13 protein-coding genes are annotated in these 16,495 nt (G+C 55.9%); 2 read left to right on the top strand and 11 right to left on the bottom strand.

Annotated features, from left to right (window positions below):
* Window positions 1–153: 153 nt before the first annotated feature.
* The 9 genes from sucD to sdhC all read right to left on the bottom strand — a co-directional run bounded on the left by sucD (window position 154) and on the right by sdhC (window position 11,796).
* Window positions 154–1,026 (bottom strand): succinate--CoA ligase subunit alpha, encoded by an 873-nt coding sequence (gene sucD, locus G8764_RS09015; RefSeq protein WP_166164296.1) that lies wholly within the window; start codon window positions 1,024–1,026, stop codon window positions 154–156.
* A gap of 14 nt (window positions 1,027–1,040) precedes the next feature.
* Window positions 1,041–2,204 (bottom strand): ADP-forming succinate--CoA ligase subunit beta, encoded by a 1,164-nt coding sequence (gene sucC, locus G8764_RS09010; protein ID WP_166164295.1) that lies wholly within the window; start codon window positions 2,202–2,204, stop codon window positions 1,041–1,043.
* 125 nt (window positions 2,205–2,329) lie between these two features.
* Window positions 2,330–3,772 carry a dihydrolipoyl dehydrogenase gene (lpdA, locus tag G8764_RS09005; protein WP_166164294.1) on the bottom strand — a complete coding sequence of 481 codons (1,443 nt, stop codon included), beginning with the start codon at window positions 3,770–3,772 and terminating at the stop codon, window positions 2,330–2,332.
* Between the two features lie 121 nt (window positions 3,773–3,893).
* On the bottom strand, window positions 3,894–5,111 hold the full coding sequence (gene odhB / locus G8764_RS09000; RefSeq protein ID WP_166164293.1) for a 2-oxoglutarate dehydrogenase complex dihydrolipoyllysine-residue succinyltransferase: 1,218 nt from the start codon (window positions 5,109–5,111) through the stop codon (window positions 3,894–3,896).
* A 104-nt stretch (window positions 5,112–5,215) separates the two neighbouring features.
* Entirely contained in the window at window positions 5,216–8,050 is a 2,835-nt protein-coding gene (locus G8764_RS08995) for a 2-oxoglutarate dehydrogenase E1 component (protein WP_166164292.1), read from the bottom strand.
* Window positions 8,051–8,561: 511 nt separating this feature from the next.
* Complete coding sequence (locus G8764_RS08990; RefSeq protein WP_166164291.1) at window positions 8,562–9,266, bottom strand: succinate dehydrogenase iron-sulfur subunit; 705 nt, start codon at window positions 9,264–9,266, stop codon at window positions 8,562–8,564.
* A 17-nt stretch (window positions 9,267–9,283) separates the two neighbouring features.
* Window positions 9,284–11,056, bottom strand: a complete 1,773-nt coding sequence (gene sdhA, locus G8764_RS08985; RefSeq protein ID WP_166164290.1) for a succinate dehydrogenase flavoprotein subunit — start codon at window positions 11,054–11,056, stop codon at window positions 9,284–9,286.
* 3 nt (window positions 11,057–11,059) lie between these two features.
* On the bottom strand, window positions 11,060–11,428 hold the full coding sequence (gene sdhD / locus G8764_RS08980) for a succinate dehydrogenase, hydrophobic membrane anchor protein (RefSeq protein ID WP_166164289.1): 369 nt from the start codon (window positions 11,426–11,428) through the stop codon (window positions 11,060–11,062).
* Window positions 11,422–11,796, bottom strand: a complete 375-nt coding sequence (gene sdhC, locus G8764_RS08975; protein WP_166164288.1) for a succinate dehydrogenase, cytochrome b556 subunit — start codon at window positions 11,794–11,796, stop codon at window positions 11,422–11,424. Before sdhC ends, sdhD begins: the two co-directional genes overlap by 7 nt.
* Window positions 11,797–12,270: 474 nt before the next feature.
* On the opposite strand from sdhC, the gene gltA reads away from it, so the two are divergent.
* Together gltA and G8764_RS08965 are read left to right on the top strand one after the other, a co-directional pair.
* Complete coding sequence (gltA, locus tag G8764_RS08970; RefSeq protein ID WP_166164287.1) at window positions 12,271–13,563, top strand: citrate synthase; 1,293 nt, start codon at window positions 12,271–12,273, stop codon at window positions 13,561–13,563.
* A 277-nt stretch (window positions 13,564–13,840) separates the two neighbouring features.
* On the top strand, window positions 13,841–14,425 hold the full coding sequence (locus tag G8764_RS08965; protein ID WP_166164286.1) for a DUF4202 domain-containing protein: 585 nt from the start codon (window positions 13,841–13,843) through the stop codon (window positions 14,423–14,425).
* A 538-nt stretch (window positions 14,426–14,963) separates the two neighbouring features.
* Here the strand turns inward: G8764_RS08965 and trhO are convergent.
* Both trhO and G8764_RS08955 read right to left on the bottom strand, forming a co-directional pair.
* Window positions 14,964–15,917, bottom strand: coding sequence for an oxygen-dependent tRNA uridine(34) hydroxylase TrhO (gene trhO / locus G8764_RS08960; RefSeq protein WP_166164285.1), 954 nt, complete (start codon window positions 15,915–15,917; stop codon window positions 14,964–14,966).
* 220 nt (window positions 15,918–16,137) lie between these two features.
* Entirely contained in the window at window positions 16,138–16,449 is a 312-nt protein-coding gene (locus G8764_RS08955; RefSeq protein ID WP_166164284.1) for a BolA family protein, read from the bottom strand.
* Window positions 16,450–16,495: the final 46 nt, after the last annotated feature.

Below are 16,495 nucleotides of genomic sequence, written 5' to 3'. Positions count from 1 at the left end.
TCAATGCGTGCAAGCACAAAATCATTGCAGTTGATCCAGGGTTTCATACTATTAGATGAAGTTAGACCCACAAAAAAAGCCCCCTTGTCACCAAGAGGGCTTTTCGAGTGTCAATCACTGATCACATCGATTGCTGCATTTGCAGCCCCGATCTTACCAGCCAGTCACTTCTTTCAGTGCTTCACCGATTCCCGCCAGGGAGCGTACGGTTTTAACACCGGCATCTTCCAGTGCAGCAAACTTCTCATCGGCAGTGCCTTTACCACCGGAGATGATGGCACCGGCGTGACCCATGCGCTTACCTGCAGGTGCAGTTACACCGGCGATGTACGACACTACCGGCTTGCTGACATTGTTCTTGATGTAAGCAGCGGCTTCTTCTTCCGCGGAACCACCGATTTCACCGATCATAACAATGGCTTCGGTCTGCGGATCTTTTTCGAACAACTCCAGCACGTCGATAAAGTTGGTGCCCGGAATTGGGTCGCCACCAATACCCACGCAAGTGGACTGGCCGAAGCCGTAATCGGTAGTTTGCTTGACCGCTTCGTAGGTCAGGGTGCCGGAACGGGAGACGATACCCACCTTGCCTGGCAAGTGGATGTGACCTGGCATAATACCGATCTTGCACTCACCGGGAGTGATAACGCCCGGGCAGTTAGGACCAATCAGGCGTACACCCAGCTCATCACAGCGAACCTTGCACTGCAGCATATCCATAACTGGAATGTGTTCAGTGATACAAACGATCAGCTTGATACCGCCGTTGGCAGCCTCGAGGATAGAATCTTTACAGAAAGGGGCAGGTACATAAATTACCGACGCATCCGCACCAGTGGCCTCTACCGCTTCCGCAACGGTGTTGAATACTGGCAGGCCCAGATGAGTGGTGCCGCCCTTACCCGGAGTCACACCACCAACCATTTGGGTGCCGTAGGCGATAGACTGCTCGGAGTGCATGGTGCCCTGGGAACCAGTGAAACCCTGGCAGATTACTTTTGTATCTTTGTTAATTAATACGCTCATTTGCTCGCCCCTTATTAACCTTTAGCCGCTTTAACAACTTGCTCTGCAGCATCGGTCAAGCTGGTCGCAGCAATAATATTCAGACCGCTGTCAGCCAACACTTTGGCACCCAGGTCGGCATTGTTACCTTCCAGACGTACAACCACAGGCACTTTTACACCCACTTCTTCGACGGCGCCGATAACACCTTCGGCAATCAAATCACAGCGCACGATACCACCGAAGATATTGATCAATACCGCTTCAACCCGGTCGTCGGAGAGAATGATCTTGAACGCTTCGATAACACGCTCTTTGGTTGCACCACCGCCCACATCAAGGAAGTTGGCAGGGTTGCCGCCGTGCAGCTTGACGATATCCATGGTACCCATCGCCAAGCCCGCGCCATTAACCATACAGCCGATATTGCCGTCCAGGGCCACGTAGTTGAGGTCCCACTGGGCCGCATGCGCTTCACGGGCATCATCTTGGGAAGGATCGTGCATTTCCTTGATTTGCGGTTGACGATAAATTGCGTTGCCATCGATGATCACCTTGGCATCGAGACAGTGCAGGTCGCCGGCCGGGGTAATAACCAGCGGGTTAATCTCCAGCAGGGCCAGGTCTTTTTCTTCAAACATTTTCGCCAGACCGAGGAAGATCTGGGTGAACTGCTTGATTTGCTTGCCTTCGAGACCCAGCTTGAACGCCAGCTCGCGAGCCTGGTATGGCTGCGCACCTGTCAGGGGGTCGATGGTAGCCTTGAGGATTTTCTCAGGAGTTTCTTCCGCCACTTTTTCAATTTCCACACCACCTTCAGTGGAGGCCATGAAAACGATACGACGGCTGGAGCGATCGACTACAGCACCGAGGTATAACTCGTTGGCAATATCCGTGCAGGGTTCAACCAGAATGCGGCTGACCGGCTGGCCATTAGCGTCTGTCTGGTAGGTCACCAGGTTGTTGCCCAGCCACTTTTCAGCAAACTCTTTGATTTCAGTTTTGGAGGTGACCAGTTTGACACCACCAGCCTTACCGCGGCCGCCAGCGTGAACCTGGGCCTTAACAACGTATTTACCGCCACCGATAATATCGGCTGCAGCAACTGCTTCTGCTGAGGTTTCAGCAGCTATGCCTTTGGAGACAGGCAAGCCGTATTCGGCAAACAACAGTTTGCCCTGATATTCATGCAAGTTCATGTTTACTATCCATCCACTTGCGCCTATGGCGCTTGATTGTAATAAGGCAACCCGACCAGTCGGATTGCCAGGCACGAGATGTACTCATACTGCGAGCCATCTCTCCTGCGGCGCTGTCAGTTTTATTATTTGCGCTTCTTCTTGTTCGGCATATGAATGGCATGACCATTCACTGCCAAAGCAGCTTCTTTTACGGCTTCAGAGAAAGTCGGGTGACCAAACACGGTCATGCCGAGATCCTCTGCAGTTGCCCCAAACTCCATCGCGATCGCCACTTGCTGGACCAGGTCCGAGGCATTTGGGCCCACAATGTGGCAACCCAATACCCGGTCGGTTTTGGCGTCTGCGATGATTTTAACCATGCCGTCGGCATCACCTGTAGCCACGGCCCGGCCGATAGCCAGGAACGGGAAGGTACCGACACTGTATTCTTCGCCATCGGCCTTCACCTGCTCTTCGGTGCGACCTACGGAGGCGACTTCCGGCTGGATGTAAATAACGTTGGGGATGATATCATAATTCACCAGCGGCTTCTGCCCGGCTATACGCTCGGCCACTACCACGCCTTCTTCTGAACCTTTGTGGGCCAGCATCGGACCACGCACCACGTCACCGATTGCCCAGACACCAGGTGCATTGGTTGAACAGAGATCATTGACGTAAATACAGCCGCGCTCATCCAGGTTCACACCGCTATCGGGGGCCAGCAGGCCTTCAGTGAAAGGGCGACGACCAACGCAGACGATCAGCTTGTCAAAAGTTTCCTTCTGCTCTTTACCGGCCTTGTCGGTGTAGGTAACTTCGACTTCCTTGCCATTCACTTTGCTACCGGTAACACGACAGCCGAGGCGGATATCGAGCCCTTGCTTGGTCAGGATCTTCTGGGTTTCCTTGGCAATTTGCTGGTCCATAATGGCCAGGAAGTCATCCATAGCCTCGAGACATACGACTTTGGAGCCCAGTCGACCCCAGACGCTGCCAAGCTCAAGGCCGATCACACCAGCGCCGATAACGCCGAGTCGCTTGGGCACTTCGGTAAACTCCAGTGCTCCGGTGGAGTCGACGATTACGTCGTTGTCCACTGGCGCAACCGGGATATTGACCGGTATTGAGCCCGACGCCAGGATGACGTTCTCGGCTTCCAGTATCTGTTGTTTGCCTTCGTTGTCAGTGAGCTCAACCTTGCGCCCTTTCAGCAATTTGCCGGTGCCGTACAGAGGGGTGACCTTGTTGGCCTGGAACAGGCCGGTAATACCTCCGGACATCTGCTTTACGACTTTATCCTTGCGGGCAATCATCGCAGGGACATCAATACTCATTTTACCGGTGCTAATACCGTGGGCAGAATAGGAGTCTTTCGCTTCATGGTACTTGTGCGAACTGTCCAGCAGTGCCTTGGAGGGGATGCAGCCCACATTCAGGCAAGTTCCGCCATTGATTCCTTTGCCCTTGTCGTCTTTCCACTTTTCAATACAAGCGGTCTTCAGGCCCAATTGAGCCGCCCGAATTGCAGCGACATAACCCGCAGGTCCTGAGCCAATCACGATCACATCGTATTTATCCGACATAGTAATACACCCTAAATGGTTTAAAGTTTAATTTTCCCGGCAGCTCGCGAGCACTGCTCGCGCTGCCATAATTAATCGCGTTACAAATAATGCTGTACAGATACCTGAGGCCGATAGTCTCCTAGAGCTCCAACAAAATGCGAGCAGGATCTTCAATCATATCCTTGATCGCCACCAAAAACTGGACCGCATCCTTGCCATCGACCAGGCGGTGATCGTAGGAAAGGGCCAGATACATCATTGGTAAAATCTTCACTTGACCGTCCACTGCCATGGGCCGTTCCTGAATCTTGTGCATACCCAGGATGGCGGTTTGCGGTGGATTCAGGATGGGCGTTGACATCAGCGAGCCAAACACTCCGCCGTTGGTAATGGAGAAGGTTCCACCGGTCATCTCTTCCATACTCAACTTGCCCTGCTGCGCCCGGACACCGAAGTCGCGAATAGCATTTTCCACCCCGGCCAGGCTCATGTGCTCGGCACTGCGCAATACCGGCACCACCAGACCTTTGTCGGTGGACACGGCGACACTGATATCCTGGTAGCCGTGGTAGACAACATCATCATTGTCGATGGATGCGTTTACCGCCGGGTAGCGACGCAATGCTTCCACTGCGGCCTTGACGAAAAAGCCCATAAAACCCAATCGGGTTCCATCGTGGGATTTTTCAAACTGCGCCTTGTACTTTTTGCGCAACTCCATCACCGGCCCCATGTTGACCTCATTGAATGTGGTCAACATAGCGGTACCACTGGACGCTTCCAGCAGACGCTCGGCAATACGCTTGCGCATACGGGTCATCGGTACACGCTTTTCAACGCGCTCACCGCTGGCGCTAATCGCGACCGCCGCTGGCGCGCTGGCGGGTTTGGCGGCAGGCGCTGCCGCGGGTGCCGGTGCGGCGGCGCTGGCATTAACAACGTCTTCCTTGGTGATACGGCCGTCCTTGCCAGAACCCTTGACACTGGCCAGGTCGATCCCTTTTTCTCCAGCCAGCTTGCGCGCCGAAGGACTGGCAATTGCGCCTCCGGCCGCGTCTGCTGCTCCAGCTTCGACAGTCTCTGCAACCGCCGGGGCCGCCGCGGCTGCGGCATCCACTGCACCTTCAGCAAACAGGGCAATGACTTCGTTACTGAGAATGGTATCGCCCTCCCCTTTGCGAATTTCAGCGATACTGCCATCGGCAGGAGCAACCACCTCCAGCACCACTTTATCGGTTTCGATATCAACAATCAGCTCGTCCCGGCTGACTGCCTCGCCAGGCTGCTTGTGCCAGGTTGCGATAGTGCCATCCTGGACGGATTCTGGAAAAGTAGGTGCTTTTATTTCAATAGTCATTCTCGTGTTCCTTTAGCTTTTGGCAATTTCCAGCTTAAACCTGTGCGCGCTTCATTTGCCATCGGGTCGTCTAATATTGGGGTGATAACTTTATTTGGCGAGAGTTAACTGACCGTCAACGCCTGCTCAACAAACCGGCTCTGCTCTTCCAGGTGCACTGACATATAACCTGCCGCAGGTGCGGCTGAAGGTTCACGCCCGGCATAGAGCAGCGGCATCGATTTATCAATCGTGTCGACTACGCGACGCATATGGTGCTGACTGCTGTACCAGCAACCCTGGTTCATAGGTTCTTCCTGACACCACACCACCTCCTTGAGGTTGCTAAAAGGCTGCAATGCTGCTGCCAATTCATCGCTGGGGAACGGATACAACTGCTCCAGCCGAATCAGTGCCACGTCGGTTTGGCCGGACTCCATGCGGGCCTCGAGCAGGTGGTAATAAACCTTGCCACTACATAATACCGCGCGCTTGACTCCCTCAGGCTGCAGCTCCTGCTCGCCGATTACGTTCTGGAAACGGCCGTTGGCCAGCTCTTCCAGGGAAGATGTAGCAAGCTTGTGGCGCAGAATCCATTTCGGGCTCATTACCACCAGCGGCCGACGCATCGGCCGGATGGCCTGGCGACGCAACATGTGAAACACCTGCGCTGGGGTTGTGGGAATGCACACCTGGATATTGTGCTCGGCACACAATTGCATAAAGCGCTCCAGCCTCGCGGAAGAATGCTCCGGCCCCTGGCCTTCGTAACCGTGTGGCAACAACATGGTCAAACCACACAGGCGACCCCACTTGTGCTCGCCACTGGTAATAAACTGGTCGATAACCACCTGGGCCCCGTTGGCAAAGTCACCGAACTGAGCCTCCCAGATCACCAGCGCGTTGGGCGAGGTGGTGGCGTAGCCGTACTCAAACGCCAATACCGCCTCTTCCGAGAGCAGCGAGTCGTAGATATCAAACTCGCGCTGATCGTCGCTCAGGTGGGCCAAAGGCTCGTAACTGGAGCCATCCTTTTGGTTGTGGATAACCACGTGGCGATGGGAGAACGTACCGCGGCCAACATCCTGGCCGGTAAGGCGCACCCGGACATCGTCGGTCAACAGCGTGGCGTAGGCCAGGGTTTCGGCCATACCCCAGTTGATCGGCAGGGCACCGCCTGCCATCTTGCGGCGATCATCGTAAATCTTGGTAACCTGGCGCTGCACCTGGATGCCGTCGGGAATCTCGCACATTTTGGTTGCCAGTTCCTGCAACGCCTTGAGGTCATAACTGGTATCCGCTGGCGTATACCAATCGTGACCGATGTAGGGAGTCCAATCGACAAACATGGTCTTGTCAGGCTCGCTCACCAGGCCCTGGGCCACGTGTTCACCACGGTCCAGCGCTGCCCGGTAATCCGTGGCCATCTGGTCCGCATCGGCCTGGCTCAGGACGCCCTCATTGACCAGTTTTTCCGCGTACAGGGTACGGGTGGTCTTGTGATTGCGAATCGCCTTGTACATGAGCGGCTGCGTCGCGGACGGCTCATCGGTTTCGTTGTGACCGCGACGGCGGTAACACACCAGGTCAATGACCACATCCTTCTTGAACTCGTAGCGATAGTCCATCGCCAGCAGCGTAACAAACAGCACGGCTTCCGGATCGTCGGCGTTGACGTGTAAAATCGGTGCCTCAATGACCTTGGCCACGTCCGTACAGTACTCGGTAGAGCGGGCATCTTCACGCCGGCTGGTGGTAAAGCCAACCTGGTTATTGATAACAATATGGATGGTGCCGCCGGTGCCGTAGGCGCGGGTCTGGGACATCTGGAAGGTTTCCATCACCACACCCTGACCGGCAAAAGCCGCATCCCCGTGCACGGAAATCGGCACCACCTTGTTGCCCAGCGGATCCTCGCGACGGTCCTGGCGGGCTCGCACCGAGCCCTCCACCACTGGCGATACAATTTCCAGGTGTGACGGGTTGAAAGACATCGCCAGGTGTACTTCACCGCCCGGGGTCATCACGTTGGAAGAAAAGCCCTGGTGGTATTTAACGTCACCGGAACTGTCAATGATGCGCTTGCCTTCGAACTCCTCGAACAAATCGGCCGTTCTTTTACCCAGGGTATTCACCAGGGTATTGAGGCGTCCGCGGTGGGCCATGCCCAACACAATTTCCTTGGCGCCGTGCTCGCCCGCCCGGCGAATCAGGCCGTCGAGGAGGGGGATAAAGCTTTCGCCACCTTCCAGACCAAAGCGCTTGGTGCCGGGAAACTTGCTGTCCAGGTGGCGCTCCAGACCCTCGGCTGCGGTCAGGCGCTCCAAAATGCGGGTGCGGAACTCAGGGTCGTAGACCGGTTTGCTGCGCACGCTTTCGAGGCGCTGCTGCAACCACTGCTTTTCAGCGAAATTGGTGATATGCATGATTTCCGGGCCAACTGAGCCGCAGTAGGTCTGCTCCAGGGCCTCGATAATTTCACGCAGCGGGGCTTCGTCTTTGCCGAAGAAGGTGTTGGCCGTCTGGAATGCCGTATCCAGGTCCGCCTGGGTCAAGCCGTGAAAGCCTAATTGCAGGTCGGGCACTTGTTCCCGCACCATCAATCCGAGAGGGTCGAGCTTGGCTTTTTGGTGGCCGCGGAAACGGTAAGAACTAATTAATTGAACAACGTGGATCTGTTTGCTTTCGTGCTCAAAGCTGGGGCCGCCTGAGCCGGGTGCAACCACCGGACGGGCCCGGTTTCTGCCGAGCAGTTCGAAATGCTCCCGCACCACCGAGTGGGGTACGTCTTGCGTAACCACGCCCTCGATTCTGGGCAGCTGATCAAAGTAATCCCGCCACTCTGTCGGTACGGCATTGGGATCGTGTAAATAGGTATCGTAGAGGTCTTCAACGTAAGCTGCATTCCCACCCGAGATATGGGATGTCCGCAACCATTGCTCCATGATGCTTTCTTGCATTTGTGCCCACCTTAAAAAGGGGCCTTAGCTCCAGTGCAAGTTGGATAACACACCGCTCTATTCATTCGGGCACCTCCCCACACCCCGGGAATGTCTGACCGATATCTTCCCTGCTGCGACTGCTTAAGTCAGTCACTGCAGAACATCGGAAATTCCGCGGGAGTGTTGCACCCGTGAAAAGCAAGCGCGCCTGCTTATCGAACTCACCCTGCCAGCTCGGGTGTCACCCGATTGCCCCCGCTGTTACCAGCGATTTGCCAACAGTAAAAACCTAATCTTTTGGATAGGGTTTCGCTCTTTCTCTGAGCATATCCTGGTTACCGCAACGCGCTAATCGCAGGTGCACTCAGCTTTATTTTCTTGTTACCCGCCCTCTCCTGCCTGATACATCAGTCTGAGAGCTTGTTACCGGCCTTGCCAGGCCGGTTGACTTGCACTCCCGGCTGCCCCGATAGAGCTCCGGCGAAGACCCTGTGCCAACGCCGCCCCGCAAACTATCGCAGCACCGAGATCAGGTGGCGCTCTGGATCAGCATATTGCGAATATGCCCAATAGCCTTGGTAGGGTTCAGGCCTTTGGGGCACACCGCGACACAGTTCATAATACCGTGGCAGCGGAACACACTGAAAGGGTCATCCAGTTTCGCCAGTCGCTCTTCTGTCGCTGTATCGCGACTATCTACCAGGAACCGATAAGCCTGCAACAGACCTGCCGGACCAATAAACTTGTCCGGATTCCACCAGAACGACGGACAGCTGGTGGAGCAGCAGGCACAGAGTATACACTCATACAACCCGTCCAGCTTGGCGCGATCTTCCGGAGACTGCAAGCGTTCTATGGCCGGTGCCGGGGTATCGTTCTGCAGGTACGGATCGATCTTCCGATACTGGGCGTAAAACAGGCTCATATCGATCACCAGGTCACGGATCACCGGCAGACCTGGCAGCGGGCGCAACACCAAAGTGTTTTTTTCCACACACTCCGACAATGGCTTGATACATGCCAGGCCGTTCTTGCCGTTGATGTTCATGCCGTCAGAGCCACACACACCCTCGCGACAGGAGCGACGGAAAGCCAGGCTCGAGTCCTGCGACTTGAGCAGCTCCAGTACGTCCAGCACCATCAGGTCTTTACCCTGGGTATCAACTTGGTAACTCTGCATATACGGGGCAGAGTCAGTTTCAGGGTTGTAACGATAGACTTCTACATTCAACATAACTAGCTACCTCCTGATCAGTATGTACGAACCTTGGGCTCAAAGGGTTCCATAGTCTTCGGGGTGAAGTTTACGGCGCGCTTGCCGACTTTCTTTTCCTCCGGGAAGAACATGGAGTGACACAGCCAGTTTTCGTCATCACGATCCTGGAAGTCTTCGCGCGCGTGGGCGCCGCGGGACTCTTTGCGCACTTCGGCGGCAATAGCTGTTGCTTCAGCCACTTCCAGCAAGTTTTGCAACTCGAGGGCTTCAATGCGGGCGGTGTTAAAAGCACTGGACTTGTCAGTCAGTTTGACGTTTTCAATGCGACCACGCAAATCCGCCAGCTTTTTAATGCCCTCCTGCATAAACTCGCCTTTGCGGAATACGCCAAAGTGGTTTTGCATGATGGTCTGCAACTCTTTGCGCAGGGCCGGAGCCTCTTCGCCGTCGTTGGTATTGTTTACCCGGTTCAAGCGTGACATCGCCTGCTCGATATCGGATTCCGACGCTTCGCGATGCTCGATGCCTTCACGCAGGGACTTCTCGATAAACAGGCCGGAGGCGCGCCCAAACACCACCAGGTCCAGCAGCGAGTTGCCGCCCAGACGGTTGGCGCCGTGCACTGATACACAGGCCACTTCACCGCAGGCGTAGATACCTTCGATAATCTTGTCTTTACCGTCAGCATCGACCGTCAGGGCCTGACCGTGGATATTGGTCGGAATACCACCCATCATATAGTGGCACGTAGGCACTACCGGGATAGGCTCTTTGACCGGGTCGGCGTGAGCAAAAGTACGCGACAGCTCAAGAATACCGGGCAACTTGGCATTCAGGGTCTCCTCACCGAGGTGATCGAGCTTCAGGAACACGTGATCGCCCTCCGGTCCGCAACCGCGACCGTCGATAATTTCCAGCACCATGGAACGGGCAACCACATCGCGGCCAGCGAGGTCTTTAGCGTTGGGCGCATAGCGCTCCATAAAGCGCTCGCCATCCTTGTTGATCAGGTAGCCACCCTCACCCCGGCAACCCTCGGTTACCAGTACGCCGGCACCGGCGATTCCGGTCGGGTGGAACTGCCACATCTCGATATCCTGCACCGGGAAACCGGCCCGCAGAGCCATGCCGATACCGTCACCGGTATTGATATGGGCGTTGGTAGTCGAGGCGTAGATGCGACCTGCGCCACCGGTGGCCAGCACCGTGGCCTTGGACTTCACATACACCACATCGCCATCTTCAATATTCATGGCGATAACACCGGTCACAACCCCGTCCTGGTTCTTCACCAGGTCGATGGCAAACCACTCGTTCAGGAATACAGTGTCATTCTTGACATTACCCTGGTACAGGGCGTGCAACAGCGCGTGACCGGTGCGGTCAGCCGCCGCACAGGTGCGAGCCGCCTGGCCGCCGCGGCCAAAGTCCTTGGACTGGCCGCCGAAGGGGCGCTGATAGATACGGCCATTTTCAGTGCGGGAGAAAGGCAGGCCCATGTGATCCAGTTCAAACACCGCTTCCGGGCCAACTGAACACATGTATTCGATTGCATCCTGGTCACCAATATAGTCCGACCCTTTGACGGTGTCGTACATGTGCCAGCGCCAGTCGTCGTTGGGGTCATCAGAAGCAATGGCACAGGTGATGCCGCCCTGGGCCGAGACTGTATGGGAGCGAGTGGGGAAAACCTTGGTGATTACTGCTGTTTTGTAGCCGGACTGGGCCAGTTGCAGTGCGGCGCGCATACCTGCACCACCACCGCCGATAACAATACCGTCAAAAGAAATCGTACGCATATTAGCCATTAATTAAAATCCCCACAAAATTTCAATGCCCCATACGGTGTAGGTCAAAATGACCACACCCATGAGCAGTTGCGCTGAAACGCGCAGTACCGTGCCCTTGGTACCCAGCAAACGGGTCGTCAGGTAATCGGTCAACACCGCCCACAGGCCTATCCAGGCATGCGCCACCATAGACAGCAGAGCCAGCAGGCTGAAAACGCGCATCCAAAGGTAACTGTAGAGCTCTTTCCACTCGGCGTAGCCCACTTCCGGAGTCAACAGAATAAAACCCACCAGGAACAGTGTGTAAGCCGCCAGTACCACCGCACTAACACGCTGGGCGACCCAATCGTAGAGGCCGCTGCGGCCAAAACTGGTTACTGCAGTTACCATACCCAAACTCCCGCTAAAATAATCAATATTCCGGCCACCACAAACGCGACTTTGGCGCCATCCTGCCCCCCTTGGAGGGTTTCACCAATACCCATATCCATGATCAGGTGGCGAACACCAGCGACCAGGTGAAAGGCGAGCGCCGCCAAAGTACCCCAAATCAGAAATTGGTAAACAGGGTTCTGTAAACCTTCTTTCAGCGCCGCGAAGCTTTCCGGCGATTCGAGACTTGAGTCGAGCATACAGAGTAAAATCGCCACACCGGCGAACAGGATTACGCCTGAAACGCGATGCAAGATCGATATATATGCGGTGATAGGAAGTTTAATAGTGGAAATGTCCAGATTTACAGGTCTGTTCTTGTTCACGAGTAAGTCACACCTTCTGTTCCCCAGGAATGGGCATTTTCGTTTGCAGCGATGCTGCACAAGTCGCCGTCATGATCTGCCAGTTGCGCCAACTTGCAGCACATCCGGCACTAGGCAGGCCGCGCGAAATTATAGAGAGACGACTGTCAAAAAACAACAGAAGACCGCGAAGATCGACTGAAGTTCTCGGAAAATACAATTTAAATGCGGCGAAACGGCGGCAAAAACCGACAAACCGGCCAGCATTTGCCCAGTGCACAAACACAGTGCACCGAGCCCCTTAATTGCGCACCACTTCGCCATAGCATGCCACAGGCTCAGTCCAGCGCAATCAGACCAAAGTCCGGGGGGTATCGTGGACAATATCAATTGACAATAGCTTGGCGCAGCTTATAGTGTTGCGGCTCTGGCATCTTTATTACACGTGTACTGTCATGCAGTGCAGCTTTTATATACTTTATACAGGAGTCCGTAATGGCTGATAAGAAAGCCCACCTTTCGGTCGACGGTTTGGATGAACCCATCGAATTACCCATTCACTCAGGTACTGTAGGCCCCGACGTTATCGACGTCACCAGCCTCACCTCCAAGGGATACTTCACTTACGATCCCGGATTTATGTCCACCGGGTCCTGCGAGTCAAAGCTGACTTACATTGACGGCGAGAATGGCGTACTGCTGCACGGCGGCTACCCTATTGAGCAACTGGCCGACCAGTCCGACTACCTCGAAACCTGCTACTTGCTGTTAAACGGCGAACTGCCAACGCTGGCACAGAAAGAACAATTTGTCAGCATGATCACCAACCACACCATGGTACATGAGAATATCGCTCGCTTTTTCCGCGGTTTCCGCAGCGATGCCCACCCCATGGCCATTATGTGTGGGGTTGTCGGCGCCCTGTCGTCCTTCTATCACGACTCTCTCGACATCAATAACCCCGAACATCGCAAGATTTCAGCCCATCGCCTGATCGCCAAGATGCCCACCATCGCTGCCATGTGCCACAAGCACCACGTCGGGCAGCCGTTTATGTACCCCAACAACAAGCTGTCCTACGCAGAGAACTTCCTGCACATGATGTTTGGTACACCCTGCGATGACCCGGAAGTCAACCCGGTGCTGGCCCGTGCCATGGACAAGATCTTCCTGTTGCACGCCGACCACGAGCAGAACGCGTCGACCTCCACCGTGCGCCTGGCCGGCTCCTCCGGAGCCAACCCGTTCGCCTGTATCGCAGCCGGCATCGCCACCTTGTGGGGCCCATCCCACGGCGGCGCCAACGAAGCGGTACTGGACATGCTGGAAGAGATTGGCAGTGTCGACAACATCGACAAGTACGTCGCCAAGGCCAAAGACAAGAACGATCCCTTCCGCCTTATGGGCTTCGGTCACCGGGTCTACAAAAACTTCGATCCGCGCGCCAAGGTTATGAAAGAGTCCTGCGATGAAGTGCTGGCCGAACTTGGCCTGGAAGACGATCCGCTGCTGGCGATCGCCAAGCGCCTGGAGCAAATCGCTTTGGAGGATCCATACTTTATCGAGAAGAAACTCTATCCAAACGTCGACTTCTACTCCGGCATTATCATGAAGGCCATCGGCATCCCCACCGATATGTTCACCGTGATTTTCGCCACTGGCCGCACGGTTGGCTGGATTGCCCACTGGCACGAGATGATCAGCAACCCCTACAAGATTGGTCGTCCTCGCCAGCTCTACACCGGTTACACCCCGCGGGACTTCGTCCCCATTGAGCAGCGCTCATAACAAACGCCAGCATCCGGGGAGCCAGCCCCGGCGCCAGCAGACAAAAACCCGGCTATTGCCGGGTTTTTGCTGTTTACGCAAACCGTCCAGCTGCGCAGCAATCCAGCCGCTGGAAGTAAAACAGCCCGCGAAGCGATCCAGCCTTCCAGCAAATCCGGCCCGAAAGCCAGCAAACCACCACTCATAAGTGTGAGTCACGCCACAATGGATCCGGACCGGGATACACGTTAATCTTACCGTCACAGCCCAGCGTGCTTACCTGAAGGACCACCCTGCCATGAATCAGTCGCGACTCAATTGTATTTTTGCCGCCATAGACCAGAAGAACCAGCAAGACCCCAATCTGCTGCCGGTGGATGATAAAACCGTACCCAAGGAACATCTTTACGCCGTGCGCATGAGTGAATGCCTGCAACAATTCAAGCCCGATGCCTCGGAAAACCTGCAGATCGCCTGCCGGGCCCAGCATATCCAGCGCTGGAAGATCGCCCGCACCGACTACCCCATGAATCGGGTTGGCTACCGGCGCTGGCGCACCGAGCTGGGCAGATTCCACGCCGAGACAACCGCCGAACTCATGGGCGAATGTGGCTATCCCGAGGCAGACAGAATCAAAGTAATGGATATCTTGCAGAAGAAGCGGATCAAGCAGGATGCGGAGACCCAAACCATGGAAGACGTCGCTTGCCTGGTATTCCTGCAGCACTACCTGGACGACTTCGCCCGCCGCCACCCGGACGACAAGGTCGTAGACATCATCCGCAAAACCTGGCAGAAAATGTCAGCCGAGGGCCATGCCGCGGCTCTGCAAACAAAACTGCCCGACCATCTGGCCAAGCTGGTGCAACAGGCGTTGGCTTAGGCTCAGGGTAATGGCTTGGGGCATTGGCTCGGAGAGTTGACCTGGGCGGCAGTTATCCGGCCCGCCAGTACCGCGGCGATGCGCAGCGCGATAACAGCGATTCAGCTATGCGCCGGGCTTCTTTTTTAAGGACAATGTGGGGCGCTGGGGCCGGTTCGCCGGGGGAGTATACGCAGGTCTGGAAGGCGCTGCTTTCCGGCCCCCCTTTTTCGCCGCCTCCGCGATCGCCTCAAGCCCGATGCGCAACAACCTGACCTGCTCGATGCTGCTCAAACCACTGGGAAACTTGCCCGGATGCACCGCGCTCGGATCACGCGGGCTGCCTTCTATCTCAATTCGAAAACCACTGCTGTGGGTCGCACAGCATTTGGGGAGATCAACACTCCAAGCGGAAAAATCCATATAAGCCAGTTCTCATCTCACAACTATTCAACTACCACCAGGGCCTGCCACCAGCCCCCCATTTCACTCGTTTGCAGCCTGCTCCCGGGCCGCGCCGCCAGAACACCGCGGCCCCAGCGACTTCGTCAGCAGCGGCTCAGGGTTTTTGACGCTGCTGCCGCTGTGGCGGTGGCGCACCGATGTGCACCTGCTGCCGCTGCCGGGCCAACAACATTTGCTTTTGCCGCTCCGCAAATCGCGCCCGCTGCTCGTCCGTTTGCCGGTCATAGCAGCGCGGGCAGGTGATGCCCTCGACATACTTGTCGCTCAACTTATCCTGCCCAGAGACAGGCTCCCGGCAACCGTGACAGAGATCGTAGCTGCCTCGCTCCAGGTCGTGGTCAACACTGACCCGGTTATCAAATACAAAGCACTCACCCCGCCAGAGGCTGTTTTCCTTCGGCACCTCTTCCAGGTATTTCAGGATGCCCCCCTTGAGGTGGTAAACCTCCTCAAACCCCTGCTCCCTGAGGTAGGCGGTCGACTTCTCACAGCGAATGCCACCGGTGCAAAACATGGCCACCTTCTTGTGCTTGGCCGGGTCCAGGTGCTCGGCCACATAAGCGGGAAACTCGCGAAAAGACCCGGTTTTCGGGTTGACGGCCCCCTCAAAACTGCCCAATTCCACCTCGTAGTCGTTGCGGGTATCAACTACCACCACGTCGGGATCAGATATCAGCGAATTCCAGGCGGCCGGCTCCACATAGGTACCCACTACCTGCGCGGGGTCTATACCCTCCACACCCATAGTCACTATCTCCCGCTTCAACTTGACCTTCATGCGGTAGAAAGGCACCTCCTCGTGCAGGGATTCCTTGTGACTCAAATCAGCCAAACGCGGGTCGCGGCGCAAATAGTCCAGCAGCCCATCGATGGCCGCGCGACTGCCCGCTACCGTGCCGTTGATACCCTCACTGGCCAGCAACAGGGTGCCTTTGACTCCCGCCGCTCGACACCACTCCAATAGCGGCTCGCGCAAGGCTTCGTAATCGGGCAGGCTGACGAACTTGTAGAGCGCGGCAACCACGACCTTATTCTTTCTATCAAGCATTCATATGGACCTATTCTTTCACCGGACTTGGATTACAGGTTTTTTTACAGAGTATGTTCTGCGGGGCTGGTTCTGCAGGGCTTACCTGCAGGGACCGGTTGACCAGCGCAGCCGGCCGCAGCAACTGCACGAGCCGAGCCCGAACAGGCTAGCCCGAAGGCGCGCATTGTACCGGATCGCTCATTTTTTGCACACCGCCAAGCCTTAAAAAATCAATCACTCAGGCTTTCGATCCGCCCAGGCAGCGGGGCGAATCCGGCGCCCCGGCTGCCGCAGCCCACTCCGCGGGTGCATAGGTGTGCAAGGCCAGCGCGTGAACCCCGCCGGCCAACTCCTCACTGAGCACCTGATAGACCATCTGGTGGCGCTTGACCCGGGTCACTTGGGCAAATTTCGGGCTCACCAGAATAACTTTAAAGTGGGACTCCGAACCGGCCGGCACATTGTGCATATGGCTCTCATTTATGACCTCGAGATGGTCAGGCGCCAGGGCCTCGGTCAATTTGTTCGTGATAGTTGCTTGCGTTTCCATAATACCAACCGTTGTATGACATTTTCAGGACGCCATTATAACCCGT

Origin of the sequence: Pseudomaricurvus alcaniphilus (genome assembly GCF_011440395.1) — a bacterium.
GTDB lineage: Bacteria > Pseudomonadota > Gammaproteobacteria > Pseudomonadales > Cellvibrionaceae > Pseudomaricurvus > Pseudomaricurvus alcaniphilus.
The sequence above is the reverse complement of the archived record's forward strand: the minus strand, read 5'-3'. Positions and strand labels throughout refer to the sequence as shown.